The sequence below is a fragment of the Umezawaea sp. Da 62-37 genome (genome assembly GCF_032460545.1).
Lineage (GTDB): Bacteria > Actinomycetota > Actinomycetes > Mycobacteriales > Pseudonocardiaceae > Umezawaea.
Window position 1 is genome coordinate 2,536,130 of record NZ_CP135965.1, and the last position, 24,527, is coordinate 2,560,656.

Below are 24,527 nucleotides of genomic sequence, written 5' to 3' on the forward strand. Positions count from 1 at the left end.
ACCGCGGACTAGGGGCACTTCGCCTTGGTGTCGCGGAGTTGGACGAAGACGACCTCGCCGGTGATGGCGTCGAAGTCGAAGTCGAGCATCCAGCCCGCACGGCCGTGGGCGGGCATCTCGTATCGGCCGGGCGAGGTGAGGCCCAGACCGCGACCGAGGTAGGTCTTGCGAAGTTCGGCGAGGGTGGAGCCCCGGCCGATGCCGTCCTCGGTCCTCGCCGACCCCGGAGCGCCGATCAGGCGCAGCCTGCCCTGGCCGAACGACACGACACCCGCGGGGTTGGCGGGGCCGGCGATCTGGGCGACGCGGTCGGTGGCCGTGGAGGCGATGACGGCGACGGCGCTGACCGCCCGTGCGGCGTCGGCGCTGCGGGCGGCCCAGGCGAGCTGCTCGTCGGCGGGCGCGTCGGGCGCGGGCGAGGGGCCGACCTTGGTGCTGAGGTCCTCGACCCGGTGGACGGCGTCGCGGTAGGCGACGTCGTTGGCCTGGTCCGCGGCCAGCAGCGCGGGATCCGGGACGGGGCCGTTGGCGAAGGAGTAGTAGTCGCAGCCGCCGATGACGGCGAGCGGCTCGGGCGACAGCTCGCCGGTGGCGAGCGCCTCCTGCTTCGTCATGCCCGGCGTGAGCGGCCCCCAGCCCTCCGCCCCGAACGATCGGACCGCGGGAGGCCCACCGTCAGTCGCGGGCATGCACGCCGTCGTGGCGAGCACCGCGGCGACCGCGGCGAGCCCGGTTAATCGGCCAGTGTTCACAAGATCGACGGTAGAGCAGAAAACCACGACCGCGTAAAGGTTTCCACGCCAGCGGGGAATAGTGGGCCTAGGCGACTCCGGCAAGCCGCAGTCCTGCGGTCGTGGCGGCCGCGAGCACCACGACGAGCACGAACGGGGCCTTGCGCCAGGCGGCCAGCCCACCGACCGCTACGCCGATCGGCAGCGCCCAGCCCGCGAAGTGGGCTCCCTTGGTCAGCGACGCCGTGGCCACCAGCGCGACCAGCAGCACGGTGGCCGCGGTCGACATCAGCCCGCGCGCCCGGTCCGACAGCGTTATCCGGTCACGCAGGAACGGGCCCGCCACCCGGAACGCGTAGGTGCCCGCGGCGAGGACGAGGACGGCGATGACGGTCACCGGCGCACCGCCGGGACCGGGAGGGCGACGGCGAGCAGCCCGGCCAGCGCCAGCAGCACCGGCACACCCGCGGGCACGAACGGCGTCGCGACCAGGGCGACCACCGCGCCGACCACGGCGGCGCGCAGGGTCGCCGAGTCGCGCAGCGCGGGCAGCACCAGTGCCAGCAGGGCCGCTGGGAACGCGGCGTCGAGACCGAACGCGCCGGGGTCGCCGATCGACCGACCGACCAGCGCGCCACCGACCCCGCCGACGTTCCAGGCGACGAACAGGCTGACCCCGCAGGCCCAGTAGGCCGTGCGCGCCCGCACCGGGTCACGTTGGGCAAGGGCGAACGCGACCGTCTCGTCGACCAGCAGGTGGCTGCCGACAAGCCTGCCGAACCAGCTGCGGCCCAGCAGGTCGCCGATCGCCAGGCCGAACGGCAGGTGCCGGATGTTGAGGATCAGCCCGGCCAGCACGGCCGCGGCGGGCGAGCCGCCCGCGGCCACGATGCCGACCGCCATGAACTGGGCGCCACCGGCGAAGATCACCACGGACATGAGCACCGGCATCCACCACGGGGAGCCGGAGGCCACGGTGATGGCACCGAAGGAGGCGCCGTTCACCGCCGCCCCGGCGGCTATCGCGAGGACGTCGCGCAGCAGGGCCGCATCGAGTGTTCGCCAGAACGAACGCATGGTCCTATACGATGAACACCATCTTGCTGTTCGTCAAGGCGAACGACCAGACCGATACAGCGAACACGGGAGGGCTCAGTGGAAAGGACCACCGCGCCGCTGGAGGTCATCGCGGCGGCCCTGCGCCGGGAACGCGGCCGCGTCGGCCTGTCGCTCAGCGAGCTGGCAAAACGGGCGGGCATCGCCAAGTCCACGCTGTCGCAACTGGAATCGGCAAGCGGAAACCCGAGCGTGGAAACGCTCTGGGCACTCGGCGTCGCACTGGACGTACCGCTGAGCAGACTCGTCGACCCACCGGCGGGCCGGGTGCAGGTCATCCGCGCAGGCGAAGGCCCCGCGATCTACTCCGAACGCTCCCACTACACCGCAACCCTGCTCGCCTCCTGCCCCCCAGGCGCCCGCCGCGACGTCTACCACCTAGCCCTCGAACCGGGCCCCGCACGCGACTCCGAGCCACACATGCCAGGCACGGTCGAACACATCGTCGTCAGCACCGGCCGCCTACTCGCCGGCCCACTGGACGACCCCATCGAGATCACCGTCGGCGACTACCTCACGTACCCCGGCGACCTGGCCCACACCTGCCGCGCCCTCGAACCAGGCAGCACCGCCGTCATGGTGATGGAACACGTGTAGCGCCGACCTAACCCAACGGCGAAGCCAAGGACACCCCCACCGGGCCCCCAACGCCTTGTCGGCACAGCCGACGCCTTGTCGACACAGCCGATGCTGGCGAAGCCAGACCTACCCCTGCCCCCGATACACAGCGCCCTCCTGCCCCACCCCTGTTTGTCAAGGCATCTTTCCCGCCTTGACAAACAGGGGTGGGGCATTGAGACAATCGCGCACACGGGGGCCGGGCTTCGCGAAGTGGGCCACAACGCACAGAAGCCGGACCGCAAGGCGGACACAACCCACGGAAGCCAAACTCCACCAGATAAACCACAACCCAGGAATCCCCAAAACCCAAACAGGGCCCGCACCCACAGGCGCGAGCCCCGTCCAGACCAACAGACCTACCAGCCCCGCTCGGACAACCGATGCGGCTCGGGAATCTCCTCGACGTTGATCCCCACCATCGCCTCGCCCAACCCGCGCGACACCTTCGCGATCACGCTCGGGTCGTCGTAGAACGTCGTGGCCTTCACGATCGCCTCGGCCCGCTGCTCCGGGTTCCCGGACTTGAAGATCCCCGACCCCACGAACACACCCTCGGCACCCAGCTGCATCATCATCGCCGCGTCCGACGGAGTCGCGATCCCGCCGGCCGTGAACAGCACCACCGGCAGCTTGCCCGCCTCGGCCACCTCGCGCACCAGGTCGTACGGCGCCTGCAACTCCTTCGCCGCCACGTACAGCTCGTCCGGGCTCAGGTTCTGCAGCCGGCGCAGCTCGCCGCCGATCTTGCGCATGTGCGTGGTGGCGTTGGAGACGTCGCCCGTGCCCGCCTCGCCCTTGGAGCGGATCATCGCCGCACCCTCGGTGATCCGGCGCAGCGCCTCGCCCAGGTTCGTGGCACCGCAGACGAAGGGCACGGTGAACTGCCACTTGTCGATGTGGTTGGCGTAGTCCGCCGGGGTGAGGACCTCGGACTCGTCGATGTAGTCGACACCGAGGGACTGGAGGACCTGCGCCTCGACGAAGTGGCCGATGCGGGCCTTCGCCATCACCGGGATGGACACGGTGGCGATGATCGCGTCGATCATGTCGGGGTCGCTCATGCGCGACACGCCGCCCTGCGCGCGGATGTCGGCCGGAACGCGTTCGAGCGCCATCACCGCGACGGCACCGGCGTTCTCCGCGATCTTCGCCTGCTCGGCGTTGACCACGTCCATGATCACGCCGCCCTTGAGCATCTCCGCCATACCGCGCTTGACGCGCGAGGTCCCGGTCACCTGACCGGCGTCGGAGTCGGAAGAAGTGGTCACGGCCAGCCTTTCGAAAAGGGGTGTTCGGACCAGGCCATCCTACGACCGACGTGGACCGCCGGCGCGGGCCAATCCGGCCCGTTCCCGGCAGGCCACTTCGCATTCCGCCGCAGGTGGTGGCCTACGCCACGAAGAAGGGCCACCGCGTCGGCGCGCGCAGGTCCGCGTCCCAGCCGAAGACCACCCTCGGCCGGACCAGGAACGCCGCGCCGACCGTCCCGTCGCCGTCGCGCACGCCGTCGCCGTCCGGCTCGAACGTCCAGGAGTACTTGGCGTTGTAGGCCGCGACCGCCTCGGCGGACACGTCGACCGAGGCCGCGCCCTCCACGACCACCACCTCGTCGGCCGCGGCCGGGTGCACGGAGATCTCCGGGTTGCCCGCCAGGTTCCGCGCCGCCGACGACCCGGTGGAGAACCAGAACCCGCCGTCCAGCCACACGCCCCACACCGGTCGGGTGTGCGGACTGCCGTCCGGCCTGGTGGTCGCGATCCAGAAGTCGCGAGCGCGGTCCAGCCGCTCGCGCGCCCACGACCAGGGCAGCAGCTCGCCCTGCGGCACCGGCTGCCCGAACAGCACCGGATGCTCCGGAATCGGCTCCAACGTCTTGTCCCCTCAGCCGGTTCGGGTGTGAGATCGGACACAGAACATCCGCAACCGTTGACGTCCGCGGGTCATGGAGGGCGGTTCCATGGGAACCAAGAGCAACGACAACGGCCACTCGGCGGGCCTGGTCGCCGTGGACGACCCGGCCAAGGTGCGCAACGTGGTGCTGGTCGGCCCGTCGGGGGCGGGCAAGACCACGCTGACGGAGGCGCTGCTCGCCGCGAGCGGCGTCCTCTCGCGGGCCGGGTCGGTCACCGAGGGCACCACCGTGTGCGACCACGACCCCGCCGCCGTGCGCCAGCAGCGCTCCGTCGGTCTCGCGATCGCCCCGCTGCGGCACGGCGACTTCAAGATCAACCTCATCGACACCCCCGGTTACGCCGACTTCGTCGGGGAACTGCGCGCGGGTCTGCGGGCCGCCGACGCCGCCCTGTTCGTCGTCAACGCCTTCGAGGGCCTCGACGCCTCCACCACCGCGCTGTGGGCGGAGTGCGCCGCCGTCGGGATGCCGCGCGCGGTCGTGATCACCCGGACCGACCACCACCGCGCCGACGTCCGCGACGCGGTCGTCGCCTGTCAGAACGCTTTCGGCCCCGGTGTGGTTCCCCTGTACGCGCCACGCGGCGACGGGCTGGTCGGGCTGATCACCGGGGACCCCGCCGAACTGGCCGACCACGCCGCCGAACGGGCCGAGCTGATCGAGGGGATCATCTCCGAGAGCGAGGACGAGACGCTCATGGAGCGCTACCTCGACGGCGAGGAGATCGACCAGGCCACGCTGGTCGCCGACCTGGAGAAGGCCGTGGCGCGCGGCTCGTTCCACCCGGTGCTGACGGTGTGCGCGGCGACCGGGAAGGGCCTGCCCGAACTGCTCGACGGCATCGTCCGCGCGTTCCCGTCGCCGCTGGAGCACCCGCTGCCCGACGTGATCGGCCTCTACGGCTTCCCCCGGCCCCGGCTGGCCGCCGACCCGGACGGGCCGCTGGTCGCCGAGGTCGTGCGCACCGCCGTCGACTCCTACGTCGGCCGCGTGTCGGTGGTGCGGGTGTTCTCCGGGACGCTGCGGCCCGAACGCCCGGTGCACGTGTCCGGGCACGGTTTGGCCGACCGCGGGCACGAGGACCACGACGCCGACGAGCGGGTCGCGCACGTCTACTCGCCGCTCGGGGCCGCCCTGCGCGAGGTGCCGTACTGCGTGGCGGGCGACGTGTGCGCGCTGACGAAGCTCGGTTCCGCCGAGACCGGCGACACGGTGTCCGACCCGGACAAGCCGATGCTGATGGCGCCGTGGCCGATGCCCGAGCCGCTGCTGCCGGTCGCGGTCGTGCCGCGCAGCCGCAGCGACGAGGACAACCTGGCCCGCAACCTCAACCGGCTCGTCGCGGGCGACCCGACGCTGCGCCTGGAGCGCAACGCCGAGACGCACCAGATGGTGCTGTGGTGCATGGGCGAGGCGCACGCCGACGTCGTGCTGGCCCGGTTGCGCGCGGGCGGCGCGGAGGTCGACACGGAGCCGGTGCGGGTGTCGCTGCGCGAGACGTTCGCGGCGGCGGCCAGGGGCCACGGCAGGCACGTGAAGCAGTCCGGCGGGCATGGCCAGTACGCCGTGTGCGACATCGTCGTCGAGCCGCTGCCCCGCGGCGACGGCTTCGAGTTCGTGGACCGGGTCGTCGGCGGCGCCGTGCCGCACCAGTTCGTCCCCAGCGTCGAGAAGGGCATCCGGGCGCAGCTCGACCGCGGCCTGCGGGACGGCCACCCGGTGGTCGACATCCGGGTCACCCTGGTCGACGGCAAGGCGCACTCGGTCGACTCCTCCGACGCCGCGTTCCAGACCGCGGGCTCGCTGGCGCTCAAGGACGCCGCCGCGAACGCCCGCCTGTCGCTGCTCGAACCCACCGACGAGGTCTCCATCCGCCTGCCGGACGAGCACCTCGGCACGGTGCTGGGCGACCTGTCCGGCAGGCGCGGCCGGGTGCTGGGCACCGAGACCGACTCCACCGCGCACACCACGATCCGCGCCGAGGTGCCCAGTTCGGCGCTGCTCCGGTACGCCGTGGAACTCCGCTCGCTCACCTCCGGCACGGCGTCGTTCAGCAGGCGGTTCGTCCGGTTCGACCCGCTGCCGGGCTGACCTTCACCACCTGCCCAGCTCGGCGGTGCGCGGACCGGAGATGTGCAGCCGGAACACCGCCACGCCGCGGCTCGTCCTGATGTCCACCGCCTCGCAGATCTGCCGGGTGATCCACAGCCCGTCGCCGGTCTCCGCCGAGCGGTGCACCTCCGGCGGGCGGAACCCGGCGAACGGACCGAGGTCGCCGGACGCGGCGGCGCTGAGCTCGCACACCACCGCGCCGCCGTCGAGCCACATCGCCACGTGGCCGTCGTCACGCAGGAACGCCAGCGTCTCGCCGACCGCGACGGTCAGCATGGCGGCGGTGTCCTCGGACAGCCCGAGGTTCACGGCGGTGCCGACGATGAAGCGGCGCAACGCGTTCAGGTCGCCGCGCAGCGGCAGCACGGCGGCGTCCGCCGGGCGTTCCGGCAGCGGCACGCTGTCGCACGCGTGGGCGTACTCGACCGGGTCGACGTACTCCGACGACGGGATCGACTCGGTGCCGCGCACGTCCGCCGGGTGCGTCCTGAGCGCGTGCGCGACGCCCTCCTCCGAGACGACCCTGGTGTCGTACGGGCAGATCATCCACACGTTGGTGTCCGCGAGCACGACGTTGAGGCCGGACTCCATCCGCCGCCACGCGCGCACGTCGCGTTCGGTGCGGCCCGCCCACAGCGGCTCGGCGAGCACGCGCACGTTGCGGCCGGAACCGGGCGCCCTGCGCTGCCAGTAGCGGAAGAACTCGGTCGCGCGCTCCGGCGGCCTGCGGCCGAAGTAGGCGGTCTCGGCGTGGTCGAAGTCGTCCGCGCGCCCGCCGAGCGCCGAGCGGAGCAGGTCGATGTTTGCGGGCGTCGTGGTGACCAGGACGGGCTCACCCAGGTCGAGCCCGCCCACGACGAACGGGACGGCCATCGCGAGGAACTCGTCGTCGCTGCCGTACACCGCCGCGTCGTGCCGGAAGTTCACGTTGGTCATCGGCGCACTTCTCCGTTCACCATGACCAGGCCGGGGGCGTTGGCCCACCCGACCGCGCCGATGGCCCATTCGTGGTGGGGCGCGAGGTCGAGGACGAGGCTCCGGCCGTCCTCCGCCAGTTCGGCGGCGGTGCGCACCAGCGTGCGCACGGTGCCCAGCAGCAGGAACGGCACCTGCCGCATGTCGACCCTGACCTCGCGGTGCGCGGGGGTCCCGCCGTCGAGGAGGGCCGATCGCAGGGCCTCGAGGTCCGCGGCGCCTATCGTTCCGGTCAGGACCAGGCCGGGAGGATCGCCTTGGGGCGTGATGACCACTTGTTCTGTGCTCCTAGCGCGAATTTCGTGGACACCATCCCGGCCCCGGACGGGATGCGCACGTACCGGGGGAACCGTACGTGATTCCCGAGCGCGCGTTCAACTCCCCCGATCGGGGGAAAACATTCCATCCGGCAAAGAAAAAGGGGGCCGCCGGAAATGGCGACCCCCTTCCCCTCCTCAGGTCACGGGGTGACCGGGACCAGCGCGATCGCGTTGACCTGCGGCTGGTCCTCCTTGCCGCGGATGAAGTCGATGGTGACCGTCCCGGACTCGCCGACCACGGCGGTGAAGTCCTTCTCCAGGCCGAAGTTGTTCCCGCCGTCGGCGCCGAGCGCTTTGGCGGTGGCGATGATGTCGAAGTCCGTCAGCACCTTCGTGCCGTCGATCGCCACGTCGAAGATCCGCATGCCGGACTTGCCCTTGAAGTACCAGTCCATGAAGTACAGGCGCACCTCGTAGGTCGCGCCGGGCGTGAGACCGGGGACGACGTAGGAGGACTCCAGGTAGCGGGACGTGTGCCAGAGTTCGGTCGGGATCGGGTGGGCGGCCCGCCAGTTGGCCAGGCTCGGCGCGGCGGCGGGCTTGGTGTCGACGAGACCACCGGTGCCGAACGAGTCGGGCGCGAAGGTCGCGTCACCCGGCCCGCCCGCGTCGATGTTCACGGTCGCGGGCTCGGCTTGGGCGACGCTCGCGCCGCCCACCACCAGTGCCAGCGCGGCGAGCACGGCGGCCGTTCGTCGGAAGTGCTTCAAGGGGGCTCTCCGGTGTTCGCAGGGTTTACCTCGAACTACAAACTAGAGCGCGGGACCGTGCGGATGAATGGTTTCCAGGGCAGGATGCGCCGCCCGGATGAACACCACCCGAGACGGAGAACAGGGGGCGGAAAATGGTTATGGGGCGTGAACCCCATAACCATTCCCGTTTTTCCGCCCGATCAGGTGTTCCGGGGGAACCCGAGGTTGACGCCGCCGTGCGACGGGTCGAGCCACCGGCTGGTGACCACCTTGGTGCGGGTGAAGAAGTGCACGCCCTCCGGCCCGTAGGCGTGCGAATCGCCGAACAGCGAGTCCTTCCAGCCGCCGAACGAGTAGTAGGCGACCGGCACCGGGATCGGCACGTTCACGCCGACCATGCCGACCTCGACCTCGTTCTGGAACCGCCGCGCCGCGCCGCCGTCGTTGGTGAAGATCGCCGTGCCGTTGCCGTAGGGGTTGTCGTTCACGACCTCCACCGCGTCGTCGTAGGCGGGCACGCGCAGCACGGACAGCACCGGGCCGAAGATCTCGTCGGTGTAGACGCTCATGTCCGTGCCGACGTGGTCGAACAGCGTGGGCCCGAGCCAGAACCCGGCGCCGTCGCCGTCGATCAGGTGCCCGCGGCCGTCGACCACCAGGGTCGCCCCCTCGGAGACACCGGCCTCCACGTACGACACGACCTTGTCCCGGTGCGCGCCGGTGACCAGCGGCCCCATCTCGCAGCCGGGGCGGCGGCCGTCGCCCACGTGCAGGTCGGCGATCCGCTCGCGGATCTTGGCCACCAGCTCGTCGCCCACCGGGTCGACCGCGACCACGACGGAGATCGCCATGCAGCGCTCCCCCGCCGAGCCGAACCCGGCCGACACCGCCGCGTCCGCCGCCAGGTCGAGGTCGGCGTCGGGCAGCACGACCATGTGGTTCTTGGCCCCGCCCAGCGCCTGCACGCGCTTGCCGTTGCCGGTCCCCGTCTCGTAGACGTACCGCGCGATGGGCGTGGACCCGACGAACGACACCGCCTTCACGTCGCGGTGCTCCAGGATCCGGTCCACGGCCACCTTGTCGCCGTGCACCACGTTCAGCACCCCGTCGGGCAGCCCGGCCTCGGCGAACAGGTCCGCGATGAAGTTCGCCGCGGACGGGTCCTTCTCGCTCGGCTTGAGCACCACGGTGTTGCCGCACGCGATGGCGTTCGGCACGAACCACAGCGGCACCATCGCCGGGAAGTTGAACGGCGAGATGACGCCGACCACGCCGAGCGGTTGCAGGATCGAGTAGACGTCGACCTTCGTCGAGGCGTTCTCGCTGAAGCCGCCCTTGATCAGGCTGGGGATGCCGCACGCGAACTCGACCGATTCCAACGCCCGCTGGATCTCCCCGGCGGCGTCGGAGAGCACCTTGCCGTGCTCGGCCGTCACGATCGCGGCCAGCTCGTCCTTGCGGGCGTTGAACAGCTCGCGGAACGCGAACATGACCGTGGCCCGCTGCGCGAGGGAAGCACCGCGCCACTTGGCGAACGCCCCCTTCGCCGCCGCGACGGCCTCGTCCACGTCGGCCGTGCTCGCGAAGTCGACCGTGCTCGCCACCTGCCCGGTGGCCGGGTCGTAGACGTCACCGGTCCGCTCGCCGACCCCGGCCCACGTCTTGCCGCCGATCCGGTGCGTGATCCTCACGCGGACGCCTCCCCGATCGCTCCACGCAGCACCACAAGCGCCTCCTCGACCTCGTCGGCGGTCACCGTCATCGGCGGTGCCAGCCGGATCACGTTGCCGTACAGGCCGCCCTTGCCGATCAGCAGACCGCGTTCGCGGGCGCCCTCGAGCACCCCGAGCGCCGCCTTCGGGGCGGGTTCGCCGTCCGGGCCGACCAGCTCGATGCCGACCATCAGGCCCTTGCCGCGGACGTCGCCGACGACCGGGTTCTCCTCGGCCACCGAGCGCAGCCCCTCCACGAGCCGCGCGCCGAGCTTGAGCGCGTTGGCCTGGAGGTCGTGCTCCAGCACGTAGTCCAGCGTGGCCAGCGCGCCCGCCGTGGAGACCGGGTTGCCGCCGAACGTGGACAGCGAGTTCGCGCCGAGGCAGTCCATCAGGTCGGCCCGCGCCACCACGCCGCCGATGGCGAGCCCGTTGCCGAGGCCCTTGGCGAACGTCATCGCGTCCGGCACGACCCCGTGCGCCTGGATGCCCCAGAAGTTCTCGCCGGTGCGGCCCCAGCCGGTCTGCACCTCGTCCGAGATGAACAGGATCCCGTACTCGTCCAGGACCTCCTTGAACGCGCCGAACAGCCCGTCCGGAGGGGTGGCGAACCCGCCGACGCCCTGGATCGGCTCGGCGATCATGCAGGCCACGTCGCCGGAGGTGGTCACCTCGATGATCTCGCGCAGGTCGTCCACGCAGGCCTTGATGTAATCGGCGTCGGACAGGTGCCGGAACGGACTGCGGAACCGGTAGCCGCCGTGCACCCAGCTGACCTTGACCGGGCTCAGCGAGCTGGCCGACCAGCCGCGGTTGCCGGTGATCGCGACGGTGGCGAACGCGCGGCCGTGGTAGGAGTTGCGCAGCGCCATGACCTGGTCGCTGCGGCGGTACTGGGTGGCGAGCATGAGCGCCGTCTCGTTGGCCTCGGTGCCCGAGTTCGTGAAGAACACCTTCGCGTCCGGGATGCCGGACAGCTCGGCGATCCGCTCGGCCAGCTCCACCTGCTTGTCGATCAGGTACAGGGTCGAGGTGTGGAACACGCCGGTGTCGAGCTGGGCGCGGATCGCGTCCGAGATCTCGGGGACGTCGTAGCCGACCGCGTTGGTCAGGATCCCCGCGAAGAAGTCGAGGTAGGTGCGGCCCTCGCGGTCGGTCACGCGCCTGCCGCTCGCGCTCGCGATCTCGATCGGCTCGTCGTAGAACAGGGCCATCCAGTTGGGCATGACCGCTCGGTGCCGGGCGAGAAGTTCCCGGTGTGCCGCCATCGCGTCCTCCGTCTGTAGTCCTGCCTCCGAGTCTGCTGGGGCCGGTGTCCGGCCACCATGCACAACCTGTACCCCTTTGCCCTTGATCGCATTACGTTGTGTCCATGTACCCCACGGTCGCCGAAGCACTGGCCCTCCCGGTGATCCGCCGGGGCAGGCCGCGGGTCATCGCCGGGGCCGCCGGGATGCAGGGCCGGGTGCGCTGGGCGCACGTGGCCGAGGTCGCCGACATCGCGCACCTGCTGCGCGGCGGCGAACTCGTGCTGACGACCGGGCTCCTGCTGCCCTCCGACGACGCGGGGCTCACCCGCTACGTCGACGACCTGGCCGCCGTCGGCGCCGCCGGGCTGGTCGTGGAGCTGGTGCGGCGGTGGAGCGACGAGGTGCCGGGGGCGCTGGTCAGCGCGGCCGAGCGGCACGGGTTGCCGCTGGTCACGCTCGCGCAGGAGACCAGGTTCGTCACCGTGACCGAGGCGGTGGTGGCGCTGATCGTGGACGCGCAGCTCGCCGAGCTGCGGGCCGCCGAGCAGGTGCACGAGACGTTCACCGCGCTGACGGTCGCGGGCGCGGAACCGGCCGAGGTGCTGCGCGAGGTGGCCCGCACCGCCGGGCTACCGGTCGTGCTGGAGACGCTGGGCCACGAGGTGCTCGCCTACGACGCGGCGGGCGAGGACCCGACGGCGCTGCTCGCCGACTGGGGGCAGCGGTCGCGGGCGATCTCGGTGTCCGAGCGGACCGCCTACCACGAGGAGTCGGGCTGGCTGGTCACCGTCGTCGGGGCCCGCGGCGCGGACTGGGGGCGGCTGGTCCTGGTGTCGCCGGAGCCGCCCCCGCACCGGCACGTGGTCGTGGCCGAACGCGCCGCGTCCGCGCTGGCCGTGCACCGGCTCGTGGCGCGCGACCGGGAGTCGTTGGAACGGCAGACCCACCGCACGCTGCTGGCCCAGCTGCTGGGCGAGTCGCAACCGCCCGCGGACCTGTCCGCGCGGGCGGCCGCGCTGGGCGTGCCGCTGGAGCGCAGGCAGCTGGTCGGCATCGCGATCCGGCCGGGCACCTCGCCGTCACCCGCGCAGACCCTTGCCACGCAAGAGGTCCTGCGCGACCTCGCGGAGGCGACCGCGCTGGCCGCCCGGCGGGTGACCGTGCCCGCGCTGGTCGGCGTCGTGGACGACACCAGCGTGCGCGCGCTGCTGTCGCTGCCGTCGACGGCCGGGCTGGACGGGGTGCTGCGCAGGCTGGCGAAGGAGGTGCACCGGATGGCCGCCACTACGCAGCACGGACTGCCCGTCGTCGTGGCCGCGGGCACCACCGTGACCGTCGTCGCCGATGTCCGCCGCAGCCTCGGCGAGGCCGTGCACATCGCGGGCGCCGCGCTCCGGTCGCCGAGCACCCGGCTCTACCACCGGCTCGACGACGTGCGGCTGCACGGGTTGCTGCACCTGCTGCGCGAGGACGAACGGCTGCGCGCCTTCGCCGACCGCGAACTGGGACCGCTGCTGGCCCGCGACACCGCGCAGGGCAGCAGGCTCGTCGAACTGCTGCGCTGCCTGTGCGAGCACGGCGGCAACAAGTCCGCCGCCGCGGCCGCCGCGCACCTGTCGCGAACGGCGTACTACCAGCAGTTGGCGCGGATCGAGCAGGTGCTGGGGGTTTCGCTGGAGGACCCGGAGTCGATCCTGTCCCTGCACGTCGCACTTCTGGTGCACGACCTCAAGGCGTGAAACGCACGAGAGCCCATGACGCAGTGGCACCTGCGTCATGGGCTCTCGAGGTGTGTGCGGGTCCTAGTTCAGGATCGGCAGGCCCGTCGAGGGCAGTGGGCCGACGACCGGCAGCGACGGCAACTGGTCCACCGGCAGCCGGTTGACCGGCAGCACGTTCACCGGGAGCTGGTTCGAGGTCGACACGTTGGGCGGGCCCACGAGCGTGCGCTCCCCGTCGACGGCGGCGGTGGGCTTGGACGCCGGCAGCGCGTGCGCGGGGTCCACCGCCTGCAGGACCTGCGGGGTCTGCGGCAGCGCGGTGGGCACGGGCAGCTTCACGGCCTTGCCTCCCGCGTACGTGCCGGACTCGTCGGCCACGTCGGTCTTCAGCTCCGGCGCGCCGCTGACGTTGCCGTTGAGGCCGTCGAGCGACGGGGCGGCGGTCGCGGAGGCGGCACCGCTGAGCAACGGGGCGGCACCGGCGACGAGCAGGGCGGCAGCGCGGAGGTAACCACGCGGGCGGGTGCGAAACACGGTGTTCCTAACCTGAGGGGACCTGACGGGGACCTCTTCCACATCGGCAGGACGGACGCGGCCCCACACCCGCCCGATGGGGTGACTGACTCTGCGTGCCCCCGTCACTCCATCGTGGAAACGCTTCCCTTGCGCACCACGGCCGGAAGGGCGGTGGTGCGCGGAGATCCGACGCGGGTAGAACTGTCCGATGCACAACACGAACTCCGGCACGGTGCACGGCTCGTTGGTGCAGGCCGCGTCGATCGACACGGTGAACATCACCAACCTCCCGCCGCCACCCACCGCGCTCAACGGCCTGCCACCGGTGTCCGGGACGTTCACGGGACGATTACCGGAGCTGGAGGAGTTGAGGGCGGGCAGGGGCCTGACCCTGGTCCACGGCCTCGGCGGCATCGGCAAGACCCAGCTGCTCCTGCACTACGCGCACCGGGAGAAGGCCAGGTTCCCCGGTCGGTCGCTGAACCTGAACCTCCACGGCTACGACGCCAGGCTCCACGTCGAGCCGACGCAGGCGCTGCGGTCGTTCCTCCGGGCGCTCGGAACGCGGGAGGAGGACATCCCGCCGGAGGAGAGCGAGAGGTCCGCGCTGTTCCGCAGCGCGATGGCCGAGCGCGAGGACATGCTCGTCCTGCTGGACAACGCCTCCTCCGCCAAACAGGTCAAACCGCTGCTCGTCGACCGGCACCGGGTGCTCGTCTCCAGCAGGCACCGCCTCACGGATCTGGGCGGCACCCGGATCCCGCTCGGGGTACTCCCCCTGGAGGAAGCGGTGGAACTGGTCGGCGACCCCGAACTGGCCGAGCTGTGCGGTCGATTACCGCTCGCGCTCAAGATCATGGCGGCGCACATCGACCTGGAGTCCGCGACCGACTGGGCCGCGGAGCTGCGGGCGGAGGGGCTGCCCCTGCTCGACGACGGCGACACCCGCCAGGTGGCCGCGACCTTCGCCCTGTCGTACCGGTGGCTGTCCCCCGACCAGCGGCGGATGTTCCGGCTGCTGTCCCTGCACCCCGGTGACGAGGTAGTCGCGGACACCGCGGCCGCGCTCTCGGGGCTGCCGTCGGGCAAGGCCAAGATGCTGCTCAGGGACCTCCATAGGGCCAGCCTGCTGGAAGGCGGCACGCGGTTCCACGACCTCGTCCGGCAGTACGCGGCCCTGTGCCTGCAAGAGGAACCCGAGACCGAGCGGACCGCGGCCGAGGACCGGATGATCGCCCACTACCGGACCACCGCCGCCGAGCACGCCAAGGGGATCGAGATCCACCGCTGCACCCCGGAGGCGGTCGGCTGGATGGACCGGCACCACCGCAGCGTCCTGGAGGTCGCGACCACCGCGCACGAGCGCGGGCTCGCCGAACAGGTGGTCGGCATCGCGGACGCGATGTTCCGCTACTTCTCGCTCCGCAAGCACATGGCCGACTGGTTCACCCTCCAGGAGATGGCGGTGGACTCCGCGGCGCGGCTGGTCGACCGCAAGTCGCTCGCCAAGGTCTACAACCGGCTCGCCACGATCCACCGGCAGCAGCGGCGGTTCGCCGAGGCCATCCGGTTCTGCGAGCGCTCGCTCGCCATCCAGGAGGAGATGGACGACCCGATCGGCATCGGCTCCGCGCTGATCGTGCTGGCAGCGACCTACCGGGAGATGGACCGCCCGGATCTGGCTCTGCCGTGCTGCGAGCGCTCGTTGGCGATCCGGCGCCTGGTGCACGATCCGCGCGGACTCGGCATCAGCCTCTCGAACGTCGGCCTGACCCACCTCGACCTCGGCGACGCCGACCTGGCGATGGAGTACTTCACCGAGGCCCTGGAGTTGCAGCGGAGCACCGGCCAGGAAGGCGGTGTCGCGATCACGCAGCACGGCATCGGCCGGGCGCACCAGGCGTGCGGCAGGCTCGACCAGGCCTTCGAGCACTACGGCGCCTCGCTGCGGATCCAGCGGCACCGGGACGACCGGTTCGGCACCGCGATCACTCTGAGGAGCCTGGGCGGCGCGTACGCAGAGGCGGGGCGGACCGCCGAGGCGGTCGAGACCTACCAGGAGTCGCTGGTGCTCTTCGAGGGGTCCCGGGACGACCACCGGGCGGACGAGGTCCGCGACCTGATCTCCGCACTCACCCCGTAGAGGCGACTGCTCCACGATCGGCATGCAACCGACAGAGTGTTCACTGATCATGGGAAGCGTGGACACTTCGACACTGCCCTCGGCGCACCCGCCATCCCAGGATTCCGGGATGGAAAGCGCACACCGACCACGCTGTTTCGCCAGCGTAACAGGGATGTGACCGATGGCCGTCGACCCGTCAGAGCCCACCTCAGCAAGCCAGGTCACAACGACCAAGCAGATCACTCACCCGGATGGCCGAGTCGAGTTGCGCGACTTCTCCGGGATCTCGGGGAGCCGGTACTTCAACCCGGAACTGGCACCGGTGCCGCTGGAGCAGCGGACCTGGACGACGTACAACTTCTTCGCGTTGTGGATGGGGATGGCGCACAACATCCCCAGCTACACGCTCGCGGCGTCGCTGATCGCGCTGGGCATGGACTGGGTCCAGGCCTTCCTGACGATCACGCTCGGCAACCTGATCGTGCTGGTCCCGATGCTGCTGAACAGCCACGCGGGCACGAAGTACGGGATTCCGTTCCCGGTGTTCGCCCGCGCGTTCTACGGGGTGCGCGGGGCGAACCTGGTGGCGCTGCTGCGGGCGTTCATCGCGTGCGCGTGGTTCGGCATCCAGACGTGGGTCGGCGGGCTGGCGCTGCACGTGATCGTCGGCAAGCTGGTCGGCGGCTGGTGGCTGACCGCCCCTGAGGTGCTCGGCCAGCACTGGACGCTGTGGCTGTGCTTCCTGGGGTTCTGGGTGGTGCAGATGCTGATCATCTGGCGCGGCATGGACGCGATCCGCAGGTTCGAGAACTGGACCGCGCCGCTGGTGTCGGTGGGCTTCCTGATCCTGCTGGCCTACGTGGCGGTGAAGGCGGGTGGTTTCGGGCCGATCCTGTCCGAGCCGTCGAAGCTGGGCTGGGGCGCGGACTTCTGGAAGGTCTTCTTCCCGTCGCTGATGGGCATGATCGCGTTCTGGTCGACGCTGTCGCTCAACATGCCGGACTTCACCAGGTTCGGCGGTAGCCAGAAGAAGCAGGTGCTCGGCCAGCTGCTGGGCCTGCCGACCACGATGTCGTTCATCGCGATCGTCGCGATCCTGACCACCTCGGGCTCGATCGCGCTCTACGGCGAGGCGATCTGGGACCCGGCGACGCTGGCGAGCCGGTTCGACAACCCGCTGGTCGTGGTGGTCGCGCTGGTGGCGCTGGTGCTCGCCACGATCTCCGCGAACCTGGCGGCGAACGTGGTCAGCCCGTCCTACGACTTCTCCAACGCCTTCCCGCGCCGCATCACGTTCGCGGTCGGCGGGTTGATCACCGGGGTGCTCGGCGTGGTGATCCAGCCGTGGCGGCTGATCTCCGACCCGAGCATCTACATCTTCGCGTGGCTGGGCTTCTACGGCGGCCTGCTGGCGTCGGTGGCCGGTGTGTTCATCGCCGGGTACTGGCTGCTCGGCAAGACCAGGATCGAACTGGACGCGCTGTACATGGACGGCAAGGGGTCCTACTGGTTCTCCGGCGGGTGGAACTGGCGCGCGGTCGTGGCGACCGTCGTCGGCGGCCTGCTCGCGGTCGGCGGCGCCTACGGCGGCCCGTTCCCGACCGGCGGGCTGATCCCGTTCCTGAAGCCGCTCTACGACTACAACTGGGTGGTCGGCCTGGTGGGCGGGCTCGTCACCTACCTGGCACTGTCGCGGACAGCGACCGACCGCACCAACGAGGGGATGATCAAGTGACGAACATCGTCCGGGCAGGTCTCATCCAGGCGAAGTGGACCGGTGACAAGGAGTCGATGATCGCGAACGCGGTCGCGGCCATCGCCACCGCCGCCTCGCAGGGCGCGCAGGTGATCTGCCTCCAGGAGCTGTTCTACGGCCCGTACTTCTGCCAGGTGCAGGACGCGGACTACTACTCCTACACCGAGCGGATCCCCGACGGCCCGACCACCCGGCTGATGTGCGAGGTCGCCGAGCAGCACGGCGTCGTGCTCGTCGTGCCGATGTACGAGGAGGAGCAGCCGGGCGTCTACTACAACACCGCCGCGGTGATCGACGCGGACGGCACGTACCTCGGCAAGCACCGCAAGAACCACATCCCGCAGGTGAAGGGGTTCTGGGAGAAGTTCTACTTCAAGCCCGGCAACCTGGGCTACCCGGTGTTCGACACCGCGGTCGGCCGCATCGGCGTCTACATCTGCTACGAGCGCCACTTCCCCGAGGGCTGGCGGGCGCTGGGCCTGGCGGGCGCGAAGATCGTGTTCAACCCGTCGGCGACCAGCCGCGGCCTGTCGGAGTACCTGTGGCGGCTGGAGCAGCCCGCCGCGGCCGTGGCGAACGAGTACTTCGTCGGCACGATCAACCGCGTGGGCGTGGAGCCGTTGGGCGACAACGACTTCTACGGCCAGACGTACTTCGCGGACCCGCGCGGCCAGCTGATCGGCGAGGCCGCGTCGGACACCGAGGAGGAGATCGTCGTCCGCGACCTGGACATGGACCTGCTCACCGAGGTCCGCGACCTGTGGGCGTTCTACCGCGACCGCAGGCCCGACACCTACGACTCGCTGGTGCAGCCGTGAGCACGCTGATCCGCGGCGGCACCGTCGTCAACGCGACCGGCGCGGTGGCCGCGGACGTGCTGGTGCAGGGCGAGAAGATCGCCGCCCTCGTCGCGCCCGGCTTCGAACTCCAGGCCGACACGACCATCGACGCCACCGGGAAGTACGTGATCCCCGGCGGCATCGACGGCCACACGCACATGGAGATGCCGTTCGGCGGGACGTCCTCGGTGGACACCTTCGAGACCGGCACCATCGCCGCGGCGTGGGGCGGGACGACGACGATCGTCGACTTCGCCGTGCAGGCCAAGGGGACGTCGCTGCTGTCCACACTGGACAAGTGGCACTCGAAGGCCGACGGGAACTGCGCGATCGACTACGGGTTCCACATGATCGTCTCCGACGTCAACGACACGTCGTTGAAGGAGATGGAGTCCTGCATCGACGCGGGCGTGAACACGTTCAAGATGTTCATGGCCTACCCCGGCGTGTTCTACGCGACCGACGGCGAGATCCTGCGCGCCATGCAGAAGGCGCGCGAGACCGGCGCCACGGTCATGATGCACGCGGAGAACGGCATCGCGATCGACCAGCTCGTCGCGCAGGCCATCGCGAGCGGCAGGACCGACCCGGTGCAGCACGCGCTGACCAGGCCACCGGAACTGGAGGGCGAGGCCACGTCGCGGGCCATCGCGCTGGCGAAGGTGACCGGGGCGCCGCTCTACATCGTGCACCTGTCCGCCGCGCAGGCGCTGGACGCGGTGACGAAGGCCCGCGACACCGGGCAGAACGTGTTCGCGGAGACGTGCCCGCAGTACCTGTACCTGTCGATCGAGGACATGGCGAAGCCGGACTTCGAGGGCTCCAAGTACGTGGCGTCCCCCCCGCTGCGGCCGAAGGAGCACCAGGGCGAGCTGTGGCGCGGGCTGCGCACCAACGACCTGTCGCTGGTGTCGACCGACCACTGCCCGTTCTGCTTCAAGGACCAGAAGGAACTGGGGCGCGGGGACTTCTCGAAGATCCCCAACGGCATCCCCGGCGTCGAGCACCGGATCGACCTGCTGCACCAGGGCGTCGTGCGCGGCGAGCTGACCCTGGAGCGCTGGGTCGAGATCAGCTCGACGACCCCGGCCCGGATGTTCGGCCTCTACCCGCGCAAGGGCGTGATCGCGCCGGGCGCCGACGCGGACATCGTGGTGTACGACCCGACCGCCGAGCAGACGCTGTCGGTCGAGACGCACCACATGAACGTGGACTACTCGGCGTACGAGGGCATGGAGCTGACCGGGAAGGTGTCCACGGTGCTGTCGCGGGGCAAGGTCGTCGTCGACGGCGACGGCTTCCACGGCGGCGCCGGACACGGCAGGTTCCTCGGCCGCGACCTCAACCAGTACCTCATCTAAGGAAGGCGGCAAAGTGGACTTCGGTGTCGTGCTGCAAACCGACCCGCCCGCCAGCGACGTCGTGGCCGGGATGAGGTCGGCCGAGGACAACGGCTTCCGCTACGGCTGGACGTTCGACTCCGCCGTGCTGTGGCAGGAGCCGTTCGTCATCTACTCGCAGGTGCTGGCCGCCACGTCGAGCCTCGTCGTCGGCCCGATGGTGACCAACCCGAGCACCCGTGACTGGTCGGTCACGGCGTCGCTGTTCGCGACCTTGAACGACATGTTCGGGAATCGGACGGTGTGCGGGATCGGGCGCGGGGACTCGGCCCGGCGGGTCATCGGGCAGCCCCCGGCGTCCCTCGCGACGCTGGGCAAGGCCATGACGGTCATCAAGGAACTGGCCGAGGGCCGGGAGGTCGAGCACCACGGGACGCCCGTGCGGATCCCGTGGGTGCGGGACGGGAAGCTGGAGATCTGGATGGCGGCCTACGGGCCGAAGGCGTTGAAGATGGTCGGCGAGCAGGCGGACGGGTTCATCCTGCAGACGGCCGACCCGGACATCGCCCGGTGGACCATCGGGTCGGTGCGGGACGCGGCCGCGGCGGCGGGGCGGGATCCGGAGGCGATCACGATGTGCGTCGCCGCGCCCGCGTACGTGGGCACGGATCTGGCGCACCAGCGCGACCAGCTGCGGTGGTTCGGCGGGATGGTGGGCAACCACGTCGCGGACCTCGTGGCCCGCTACGGGGACTCCGGGATCGTGCCGAAGGCGCTGACGGACTACATCAAGGACCGCGAGGGCTACGACTACTCCCACCACGGGAAGGCCGGGAACCGGTCCACCGACTTCGTGCCCGACGAGATCGTCGACCGGTTCTGCCTGACGGGGCCCGCGCAGTCGCATGTGGACAAGCTCCAGGAGCTGCGGGAGATCGGCGTGACCAACTTCGCGCTGTACCTCATGCACGACGACAAGGAGAAAACCCTGGCGGCGTACGGGAACGAGGTCATCCCGAACGTCTAGCTCCCACTTGGCCGTGGCGAACGGGTGTCACCCGTTCGCCACGGCTTCGTCTCAGGTGGATGGAATTTCCGGGGCACAGCGGGAAAGGCGTGAGGCCGACCGCTTACCGGACCGCGCGCAGCGACCCGTCCCAGTCCGCCCGCAGCAACTCCGGCAGCAGATCCGCCAGCTGCACCGGGTACACGGCGTCCTCGGTGGCGCGCAGTTCGTCCGCCGTCCACCAGCGGTGGCGGCGGATGGTGCGGGTCTCGGCCTCGTCGAAGCCGGAGGTGTCGACGGTGAAGCCGGTCGAGGTGCGGGTGAGGAAGAACCACTCCTCGGAGGCGTAGCTCAGGCCGTCGAGGCTGAAGACGGTGTGGCGCTTCCAGATCGGGCCGATCAGGTCGTCGGCGCCCAGCTCCAGGCCGGTTTCCTCGGAGACCTCGCGGACGGCGGCCGCGCGCAGTTCCTCGCCGGGGTCCACGCCGCCGCCGACGGTGAACCAGAAGGACTCCTGGGGGCGGGCGGGGTCGTGGCCCTCGAACAGCAGGACGCGGCCGGTGTCGTCGGTGAGGAGGACGCGGGCGGCGGTGCGGGGGGTGAGGACGCTGGATTCGGCGGCTTCCAGCGGTTCCGCGATCTCGAAGTACTCGGGCCGGGGCGCGGTGCCCGCGAGTTTGAGCCAGCGGATGAGGCGGCGGCGGCGCAGGGACAGGGTGTCGCGGACGGCGTCGTTGTGGACGCGCCTGGACAGCACGACGCGCTGTTCGGCGTCGGCCAGTTCGGCGGCGAGCACGGGGGGCAGGGCGCTGCGGTCGAGGTCGGCGAGCAGGCCGCTCAGCTCGTTCTCGGCGGCTTCGCGTTCGGCGCGGCCCGCCCGCTCCGCTCGGTCGGCGACGTTGCGGAGCATGGTGGCCTGGTCCGGTTCCAGGCCGACGACGGTGCGGGCCACGACGGCGCGGCGGGCGAGGGAGGCGTCCAGGCCCGCCCAGGCGGCGTCGGTGCGGACGTGCAGGCGGTCGAGGCGGTTGGCCATGCCGAGCACCCAGGGGCCGACGAGCAGGAGCAGGACGAGCACCACGAGGAGCGTGGTGGCGAACCAGGAACTGCTCACTCCGCAGCCTCCGCCACCCGGCGGGGGTCTGCGGCCATGGCGCTCTCGTACACCCGCAGCACCTGGTTGGCGACGACGGACCAGTCGAACGTCATCACGCGCTGCCGGGCGTTCTCCGCGTACTGGGCGCGCAGCCCGGCGTCGGCCAGCAGCTCGCGCAGGGCGTCCGCCAGCGCGGCGGAGTCCTCGACGGGCGTCAGCACACCGGACTTGCCGTCCTCCAGGACCCGGCGGAACGCGTCCAGGTCGCTGGCCGCCACGGCCGTGCCCGCGGACATCGCCTCGGTCAGGATGATGCCGAAGCTCTCGCCGCCGGTGTTGGGCGCGCAGTACACGTCGACGCTGCGCAGCGCGCGCGCCTTGGTCTCGTCGTCGACCTGCCCCAGCAGCACGATCCGCTCGGCCAGCTCGGGACCGGCGGACTTGAGCAGCTCCTCCTCGTCACCGCGTCCGACCACGAGCAGCCGGAGGCCGGGCAGCTCGGCGGCGAGCAGCCGCACGGCCTCCAGCAGCAAGGGCATGCCCTTGCGCGGTTCGGTGAACCGGCCGACGAACCCGATCGTGCCGCCCTCGCGCGGGTACCCGTCCAGCGGCGCCGCGTCGGCGAAGAACCCGACGTCGACCCCGTTGGGGATCTCCACCGCGTCGCCGCCCAGGTGCTCGACCTGGACGCGGCGGGCCAGCGCGGACACGGCGATCCGGGCGGTGATCTTCTCGACGAACGGCTGGAGGACCACCTGGAACGCGGCCAGGATCTTCGACCGCGGCGTGGACGTGTGGAACGTGGCGACGATCGGCCCGTCCGCCACCATCAGCGCGAGGAACGACAGGCTGGGCGCGGTCGGCTCGTGCAGGTGCAGGACGTCGAAGTCGTTCTCCCCGATCCACCGCCGCACCCTGGCGTAGGACACCGGGCCGAACGAAAGCCTTGCCACGGAACCGTTGTACGGGATGCCGACCGCGCGGCCGGCGGACGTGACGAAGTCCGGGAGCTTGCTGTCCTCGTCGGCGGGCGCGAGGACGTTCACCTCGTGCCCGAGCCGCTTGAGCGCGCGGGCCAGGTCGACCACGTGCGCCTGGACCCCGCCGGGGACGTCGAAGGAGTACGGGCAGACGATGCCGACCTTCACGTCGACTCCCGCCTGCGGGCGAGGGCTCGCTGCCTGCTCTCCGGCAGGTCGGCCAGCCAGAGCTTCTGGAGCATGTGCCAGTCCGCGGGGTGCGCGGCGATGTCGGCGGCGAACACGTCCGCCAGCGCCTGCGTCGCCACGCCGACCTGCGCGGTGCCCGACACCCTGATGGGTGGGTGGATGCGGAACACCCAGCCGTCGTCGGTGAACCACAGGCCCACCGGGAGCAGCGCGGCGCCGGTCGTCGCGGCCAGGTGCGCCGGGCCGGCGGGCATCATCGTCTGCTCGCCGAAGAACGTGACCGGGACACCGGTGGAGGTGAGGTCGCGGTCCGCGAGCAGGCAGACGACCTTGTTCTGCCGCAACCGCTCCGCCAGCACCTTCGCGGGGGCGCGGTCGCCGCCGGTCAGCGGGAGCACCTCGAACCCGAGCGTCTCCCGGAAGGCGATGAACCGCTGGTAGAGCGACTCGGGCTTGAGCCGTTCGGCGACGGTGGCGAACGTGCCGGAGTGCCCGACCAGCCACACGCCCGCCATGTCCCAGTTGCCGCTGTGCGGCAGGGCGATGACCGCGCCGGTGCCCTGCGCGAGGGCGGCGTCGAGGTTCTCCTGGCCGCTGACCAGGGAGTCGCACGTGGCGTAGACGGCGTCGAGGTCCATCGACGGCAGCCGGAACGCCTCGCGCCAGTACCGCGCGTAGGACCGCAGCGACCGGCGGACCAGCTCGTCCAACTCCTGGGCGCCCGCGCGGGGGACCACTCGGGACAGGTTGGCCCGCAGCTGCTTCGTGCTCGGCCCGCCGCGCTTGGCGGCCCGGTCCGCGGCGAAGTCGAACACCACGCGGACCCACCGCTCGGGCAGCACCCGGACGAGCTTCCACCCCGCCGAGTAGCCGAGGACGGTCAGCTTCCCGCCGATGCTCATCCGACGACCTCCGTGGCGGAGCGGTGCACGAGGACCAGGCGCTGCACGACGGTCGCGGCGGTGAGCACCGCACACAGCCACAGCGCGACGTCGAGCACGTACGGCACGCCCAGCCCGGACAGGCCCGAGCCGACCAGCGTGATGACCAGGCGGTCGGCGCGTTCGGCGATGCCGCCGTCCGCGCTGAGCCCGGACGCCTCGGCGCGCGCCTTCACGTACGACACGACCTGGGCGCTGACGAGGCTGACCAGCGAGGCGACCGCGAGCCAGCGGTGACCGGTGTCGAAGGCGTACCAGGCGAGCGCGGCGAACAGGGCGCCGTCGGCGATGCGGTCGCAGCTCGCGTCCAGCACCGCCCCGAACGGGGTCCCGCTGCCCTGCGCGCGCGCCATGGCGCCGTCGAGCAGGTCGAACAGCACGAACGCGGTGACCGCGATCGCGCCGATGAACAGTTGGCCCCTGGGGAAGAACCAGAGGGTGGCGGCGACCGAGCCGATGGTGCCCAGCACGGTGATGGAGTTCGGGGTGAGCCCGCGTCGAACCAGCCACGCCCCGATGGGATCGGTGACGCGCGAGACCGAAGCACGGGCGAAGATGTTCAGCATGGGGCTGCGAC

The 24,527-nt window shown here is 71.1% G+C and carries 23 protein-coding genes; 8 read left to right on the forward strand and 15 right to left on the reverse strand.

All coding sequences use genetic code 11. The features are described from left to right. Positions 1-8 precede the first annotated feature (8 nt). The 3 genes from RM788_RS10980 to RM788_RS10990 all read right to left on the reverse strand — a co-directional run bounded on the left by RM788_RS10980 (position 9) and on the right by RM788_RS10990 (position 1,808). Positions 9-752 (reverse strand): hypothetical protein, encoded by a 744-nt coding sequence (locus tag RM788_RS10980; protein WP_315931502.1) that lies wholly within the window; start codon positions 750-752, stop codon positions 9-11. A 67-nt stretch (positions 753-819) separates the two neighbouring features. Next, positions 820-1,128, reverse strand: coding sequence for an AzlD domain-containing protein (locus tag RM788_RS10985; RefSeq protein WP_315931503.1), 309 nt, complete (start codon positions 1,126-1,128; stop codon positions 820-822). Continuing rightward, positions 1,125-1,808 (reverse strand): AzlC family ABC transporter permease, encoded by a 684-nt coding sequence (locus RM788_RS10990; RefSeq protein WP_315931504.1) that lies wholly within the window; start codon positions 1,806-1,808, stop codon positions 1,125-1,127. The genes RM788_RS10985 and RM788_RS10990 overlap by 4 nt, the downstream gene beginning before the upstream one ends. A gap of 78 nt (positions 1,809-1,886) precedes the next feature. On the opposite strand from RM788_RS10990, the gene RM788_RS10995 reads away from it, so the two are divergent. After that, positions 1,887-2,444: a helix-turn-helix domain-containing protein gene (locus RM788_RS10995; protein WP_315931505.1), complete on the forward strand. Its 558-nt coding sequence runs from the start codon at positions 1,887-1,889 to the stop codon at positions 2,442-2,444. 380 nt (positions 2,445-2,824) lie between these two features. On the opposite strand, the gene pdxS is transcribed toward RM788_RS10995, so the two are convergent. Both pdxS and RM788_RS11005 read right to left on the reverse strand, forming a co-directional pair. Next, positions 2,825-3,736, reverse strand: coding sequence for a pyridoxal 5'-phosphate synthase lyase subunit PdxS (gene pdxS / locus RM788_RS11000; RefSeq protein ID WP_399343352.1), 912 nt, complete (start codon positions 3,734-3,736; stop codon positions 2,825-2,827). A 121-nt stretch (positions 3,737-3,857) separates the two neighbouring features. Then, the gene (locus RM788_RS11005) at positions 3,858-4,337 is read right to left on the reverse strand and encodes a pyridoxamine 5'-phosphate oxidase family protein (protein ID WP_315931506.1); all 480 of its coding nucleotides are present in this window, start codon (positions 4,335-4,337) and stop codon (positions 3,858-3,860) included. 88 nt (positions 4,338-4,425) lie between these two features. Between RM788_RS11005 and RM788_RS11010 the strand changes: the two genes are divergently transcribed. After that, positions 4,426-6,471 carry an elongation factor G-like protein EF-G2 gene (locus RM788_RS11010; RefSeq protein WP_315931507.1) on the forward strand — a complete coding sequence of 682 codons (2,046 nt, stop codon included), beginning with the start codon at positions 4,426-4,428 and terminating at the stop codon, positions 6,469-6,471. 3 nt (positions 6,472-6,474) lie between these two features. Here the strand turns inward: RM788_RS11010 and RM788_RS11015 are convergent, their stop codons facing one another. The 5 genes from RM788_RS11015 to RM788_RS11035 form a co-directional block, all read right to left on the reverse strand. Beyond that, positions 6,475-7,428, reverse strand: a complete 954-nt coding sequence (locus RM788_RS11015; protein WP_315931508.1) for an anti-sigma factor RsbA family regulatory protein — start codon at positions 7,426-7,428, stop codon at positions 6,475-6,477. Further along, positions 7,425-7,742, reverse strand: a complete 318-nt coding sequence (locus tag RM788_RS11020) for an STAS domain-containing protein (protein ID WP_315931509.1) — start codon at positions 7,740-7,742, stop codon at positions 7,425-7,427. Before RM788_RS11020 ends, RM788_RS11015 begins: the two co-directional genes overlap by 4 nt. A gap of 185 nt (positions 7,743-7,927) precedes the next feature. Further along, complete coding sequence (locus RM788_RS11025; RefSeq protein WP_315931510.1) at positions 7,928-8,497, reverse strand: malectin domain-containing carbohydrate-binding protein; 570 nt, start codon at positions 8,495-8,497, stop codon at positions 7,928-7,930. A gap of 182 nt (positions 8,498-8,679) precedes the next feature. Next, a complete protein-coding gene (locus tag RM788_RS11030; RefSeq protein WP_315931511.1) occupies positions 8,680-10,170 on the reverse strand; it encodes a CoA-acylating methylmalonate-semialdehyde dehydrogenase in 1,491 nt (496 codons plus the stop codon). Continuing rightward, on the reverse strand, positions 10,167-11,459 hold the full coding sequence (locus tag RM788_RS11035) for an aspartate aminotransferase family protein (protein ID WP_315931512.1): 1,293 nt from the start codon (positions 11,457-11,459) through the stop codon (positions 10,167-10,169). The genes RM788_RS11030 and RM788_RS11035 overlap by 4 nt, the downstream gene beginning before the upstream one ends. 104 nt (positions 11,460-11,563) lie before the next feature. Between RM788_RS11035 and RM788_RS11040 the strand changes: the two genes are divergently transcribed. Beyond that, on the forward strand, positions 11,564-13,180 hold the full coding sequence (locus RM788_RS11040; protein ID WP_315931513.1) for a PucR family transcriptional regulator: 1,617 nt from the start codon (positions 11,564-11,566) through the stop codon (positions 13,178-13,180). 63 nt (positions 13,181-13,243) lie between these two features. Here the strand turns inward: RM788_RS11040 and RM788_RS11045 are convergent, their stop codons facing one another. Further along, positions 13,244-13,696, reverse strand: coding sequence for a hypothetical protein (locus RM788_RS11045; RefSeq protein WP_315931514.1), 453 nt, complete (start codon positions 13,694-13,696; stop codon positions 13,244-13,246). Between the two features lie 190 nt (positions 13,697-13,886). Between RM788_RS11045 and RM788_RS11050 the strand changes: the two genes are divergently transcribed. From RM788_RS11050 to RM788_RS11070, 5 genes are all read left to right on the forward strand, one after another. Beyond that, positions 13,887-15,821 (forward strand): ATP-binding protein, encoded by a 1,935-nt coding sequence (locus tag RM788_RS11050; RefSeq protein ID WP_315931515.1) that lies wholly within the window; start codon positions 13,887-13,889, stop codon positions 15,819-15,821. Between the two features lie 163 nt (positions 15,822-15,984). Continuing rightward, complete coding sequence (locus tag RM788_RS11055; RefSeq protein WP_315931516.1) at positions 15,985-17,538, forward strand: NCS1 family nucleobase:cation symporter-1; 1,554 nt, start codon at positions 15,985-15,987, stop codon at positions 17,536-17,538. After that, positions 17,535-18,377 carry a nitrilase-related carbon-nitrogen hydrolase gene (locus RM788_RS11060; protein ID WP_315931517.1) on the forward strand — a complete coding sequence of 281 codons (843 nt, stop codon included), beginning with the start codon at positions 17,535-17,537 and terminating at the stop codon, positions 18,375-18,377. The genes RM788_RS11055 and RM788_RS11060 overlap by 4 nt, the downstream gene beginning before the upstream one ends. After that, on the forward strand, positions 18,374-19,759 hold the full coding sequence (hydA, locus tag RM788_RS11065; protein ID WP_315931518.1) for a dihydropyrimidinase: 1,386 nt from the start codon (positions 18,374-18,376) through the stop codon (positions 19,757-19,759). Before RM788_RS11060 ends, hydA begins: the two co-directional genes overlap by 4 nt. 13 nt (positions 19,760-19,772) lie before the next feature. Then, the gene (locus RM788_RS11070) at positions 19,773-20,765 is read left to right on the forward strand and encodes a TIGR03842 family LLM class F420-dependent oxidoreductase (RefSeq protein ID WP_315931519.1); all 993 of its coding nucleotides are present in this window, start codon (positions 19,773-19,775) and stop codon (positions 20,763-20,765) included. Positions 20,766-20,868: 103 nt separating this feature from the next. Here RM788_RS11070 and RM788_RS11075 read toward each other — a convergent pair whose 3' ends face one another. Genes RM788_RS11075 through pgsA form a run of 4 tightly spaced genes read right to left on the reverse strand, consistent with a single transcriptional unit; the run spans position 20,869 to position 24,516 of the window. Continuing rightward, positions 20,869-21,858 carry an NUDIX hydrolase gene (locus tag RM788_RS11075; protein ID WP_315931520.1) on the reverse strand — a complete coding sequence of 330 codons (990 nt, stop codon included), beginning with the start codon at positions 21,856-21,858 and terminating at the stop codon, positions 20,869-20,871. After that, the gene (locus tag RM788_RS11080; protein WP_315931521.1) at positions 21,855-22,988 is read right to left on the reverse strand and encodes a glycosyltransferase family 4 protein; all 1,134 of its coding nucleotides are present in this window, start codon (positions 22,986-22,988) and stop codon (positions 21,855-21,857) included. The genes RM788_RS11075 and RM788_RS11080 overlap by 4 nt, the downstream gene beginning before the upstream one ends. Further along, positions 22,985-23,911 (reverse strand): phosphatidylinositol mannoside acyltransferase, encoded by a 927-nt coding sequence (locus RM788_RS11085; protein WP_315931522.1) that lies wholly within the window; start codon positions 23,909-23,911, stop codon positions 22,985-22,987. Before RM788_RS11085 ends, RM788_RS11080 begins: the two co-directional genes overlap by 4 nt. Beyond that, positions 23,908-24,516, reverse strand: coding sequence for a phosphatidylinositol phosphate synthase (gene pgsA, locus RM788_RS11090; RefSeq protein WP_315931523.1), 609 nt, complete (start codon positions 24,514-24,516; stop codon positions 23,908-23,910). The genes RM788_RS11085 and pgsA overlap by 4 nt, the downstream gene beginning before the upstream one ends. Positions 24,517-24,527 lie beyond the last annotated feature (11 nt).

Excerpts from the sequence above, each read along its gene's own strand:
- RM788_RS10990 (WP_315931504.1), bottom strand. The coding sequence starts at position 1,808 with ATGCGTTCGTTCTGGCGAACACTCGATGCGGCCCTGCTGCGCGACGTC.
- RM788_RS11010 (WP_315931507.1), top strand. The coding sequence starts at position 4,426 with ATGGGAACCAAGAGCAACGACAACGGCCACTCGGCGGGCCTGGTCGCC.
- RM788_RS11015 (WP_315931508.1), bottom strand. The coding sequence starts at position 7,428 with ATGACCAACGTGAACTTCCGGCACGACGCGGCGGTGTACGGCAGCGAC.
- RM788_RS11035 (WP_315931512.1), bottom strand. The coding sequence starts at position 11,459 with ATGGCGGCACACCGGGAACTTCTCGCCCGGCACCGAGCGGTCATGCCC.
- RM788_RS11040 (WP_315931513.1), top strand. The coding sequence starts at position 11,564 with ATGTACCCCACGGTCGCCGAAGCACTGGCCCTCCCGGTGATCCGCCGG.
- RM788_RS11050 (WP_315931515.1), top strand. The coding sequence starts at position 13,887 with ATGCACAACACGAACTCCGGCACGGTGCACGGCTCGTTGGTGCAGGCC.
- RM788_RS11055 (WP_315931516.1), top strand. The coding sequence starts at position 15,985 with ATGGCCGTCGACCCGTCAGAGCCCACCTCAGCAAGCCAGGTCACAACG.
- RM788_RS11085 (WP_315931522.1), bottom strand. The coding sequence starts at position 23,911 with ATGAGCATCGGCGGGAAGCTGACCGTCCTCGGCTACTCGGCGGGGTGG.
- pgsA (WP_315931523.1), bottom strand. The coding sequence starts at position 24,516 with ATGCTGAACATCTTCGCCCGTGCTTCGGTCTCGCGCGTCACCGATCCC.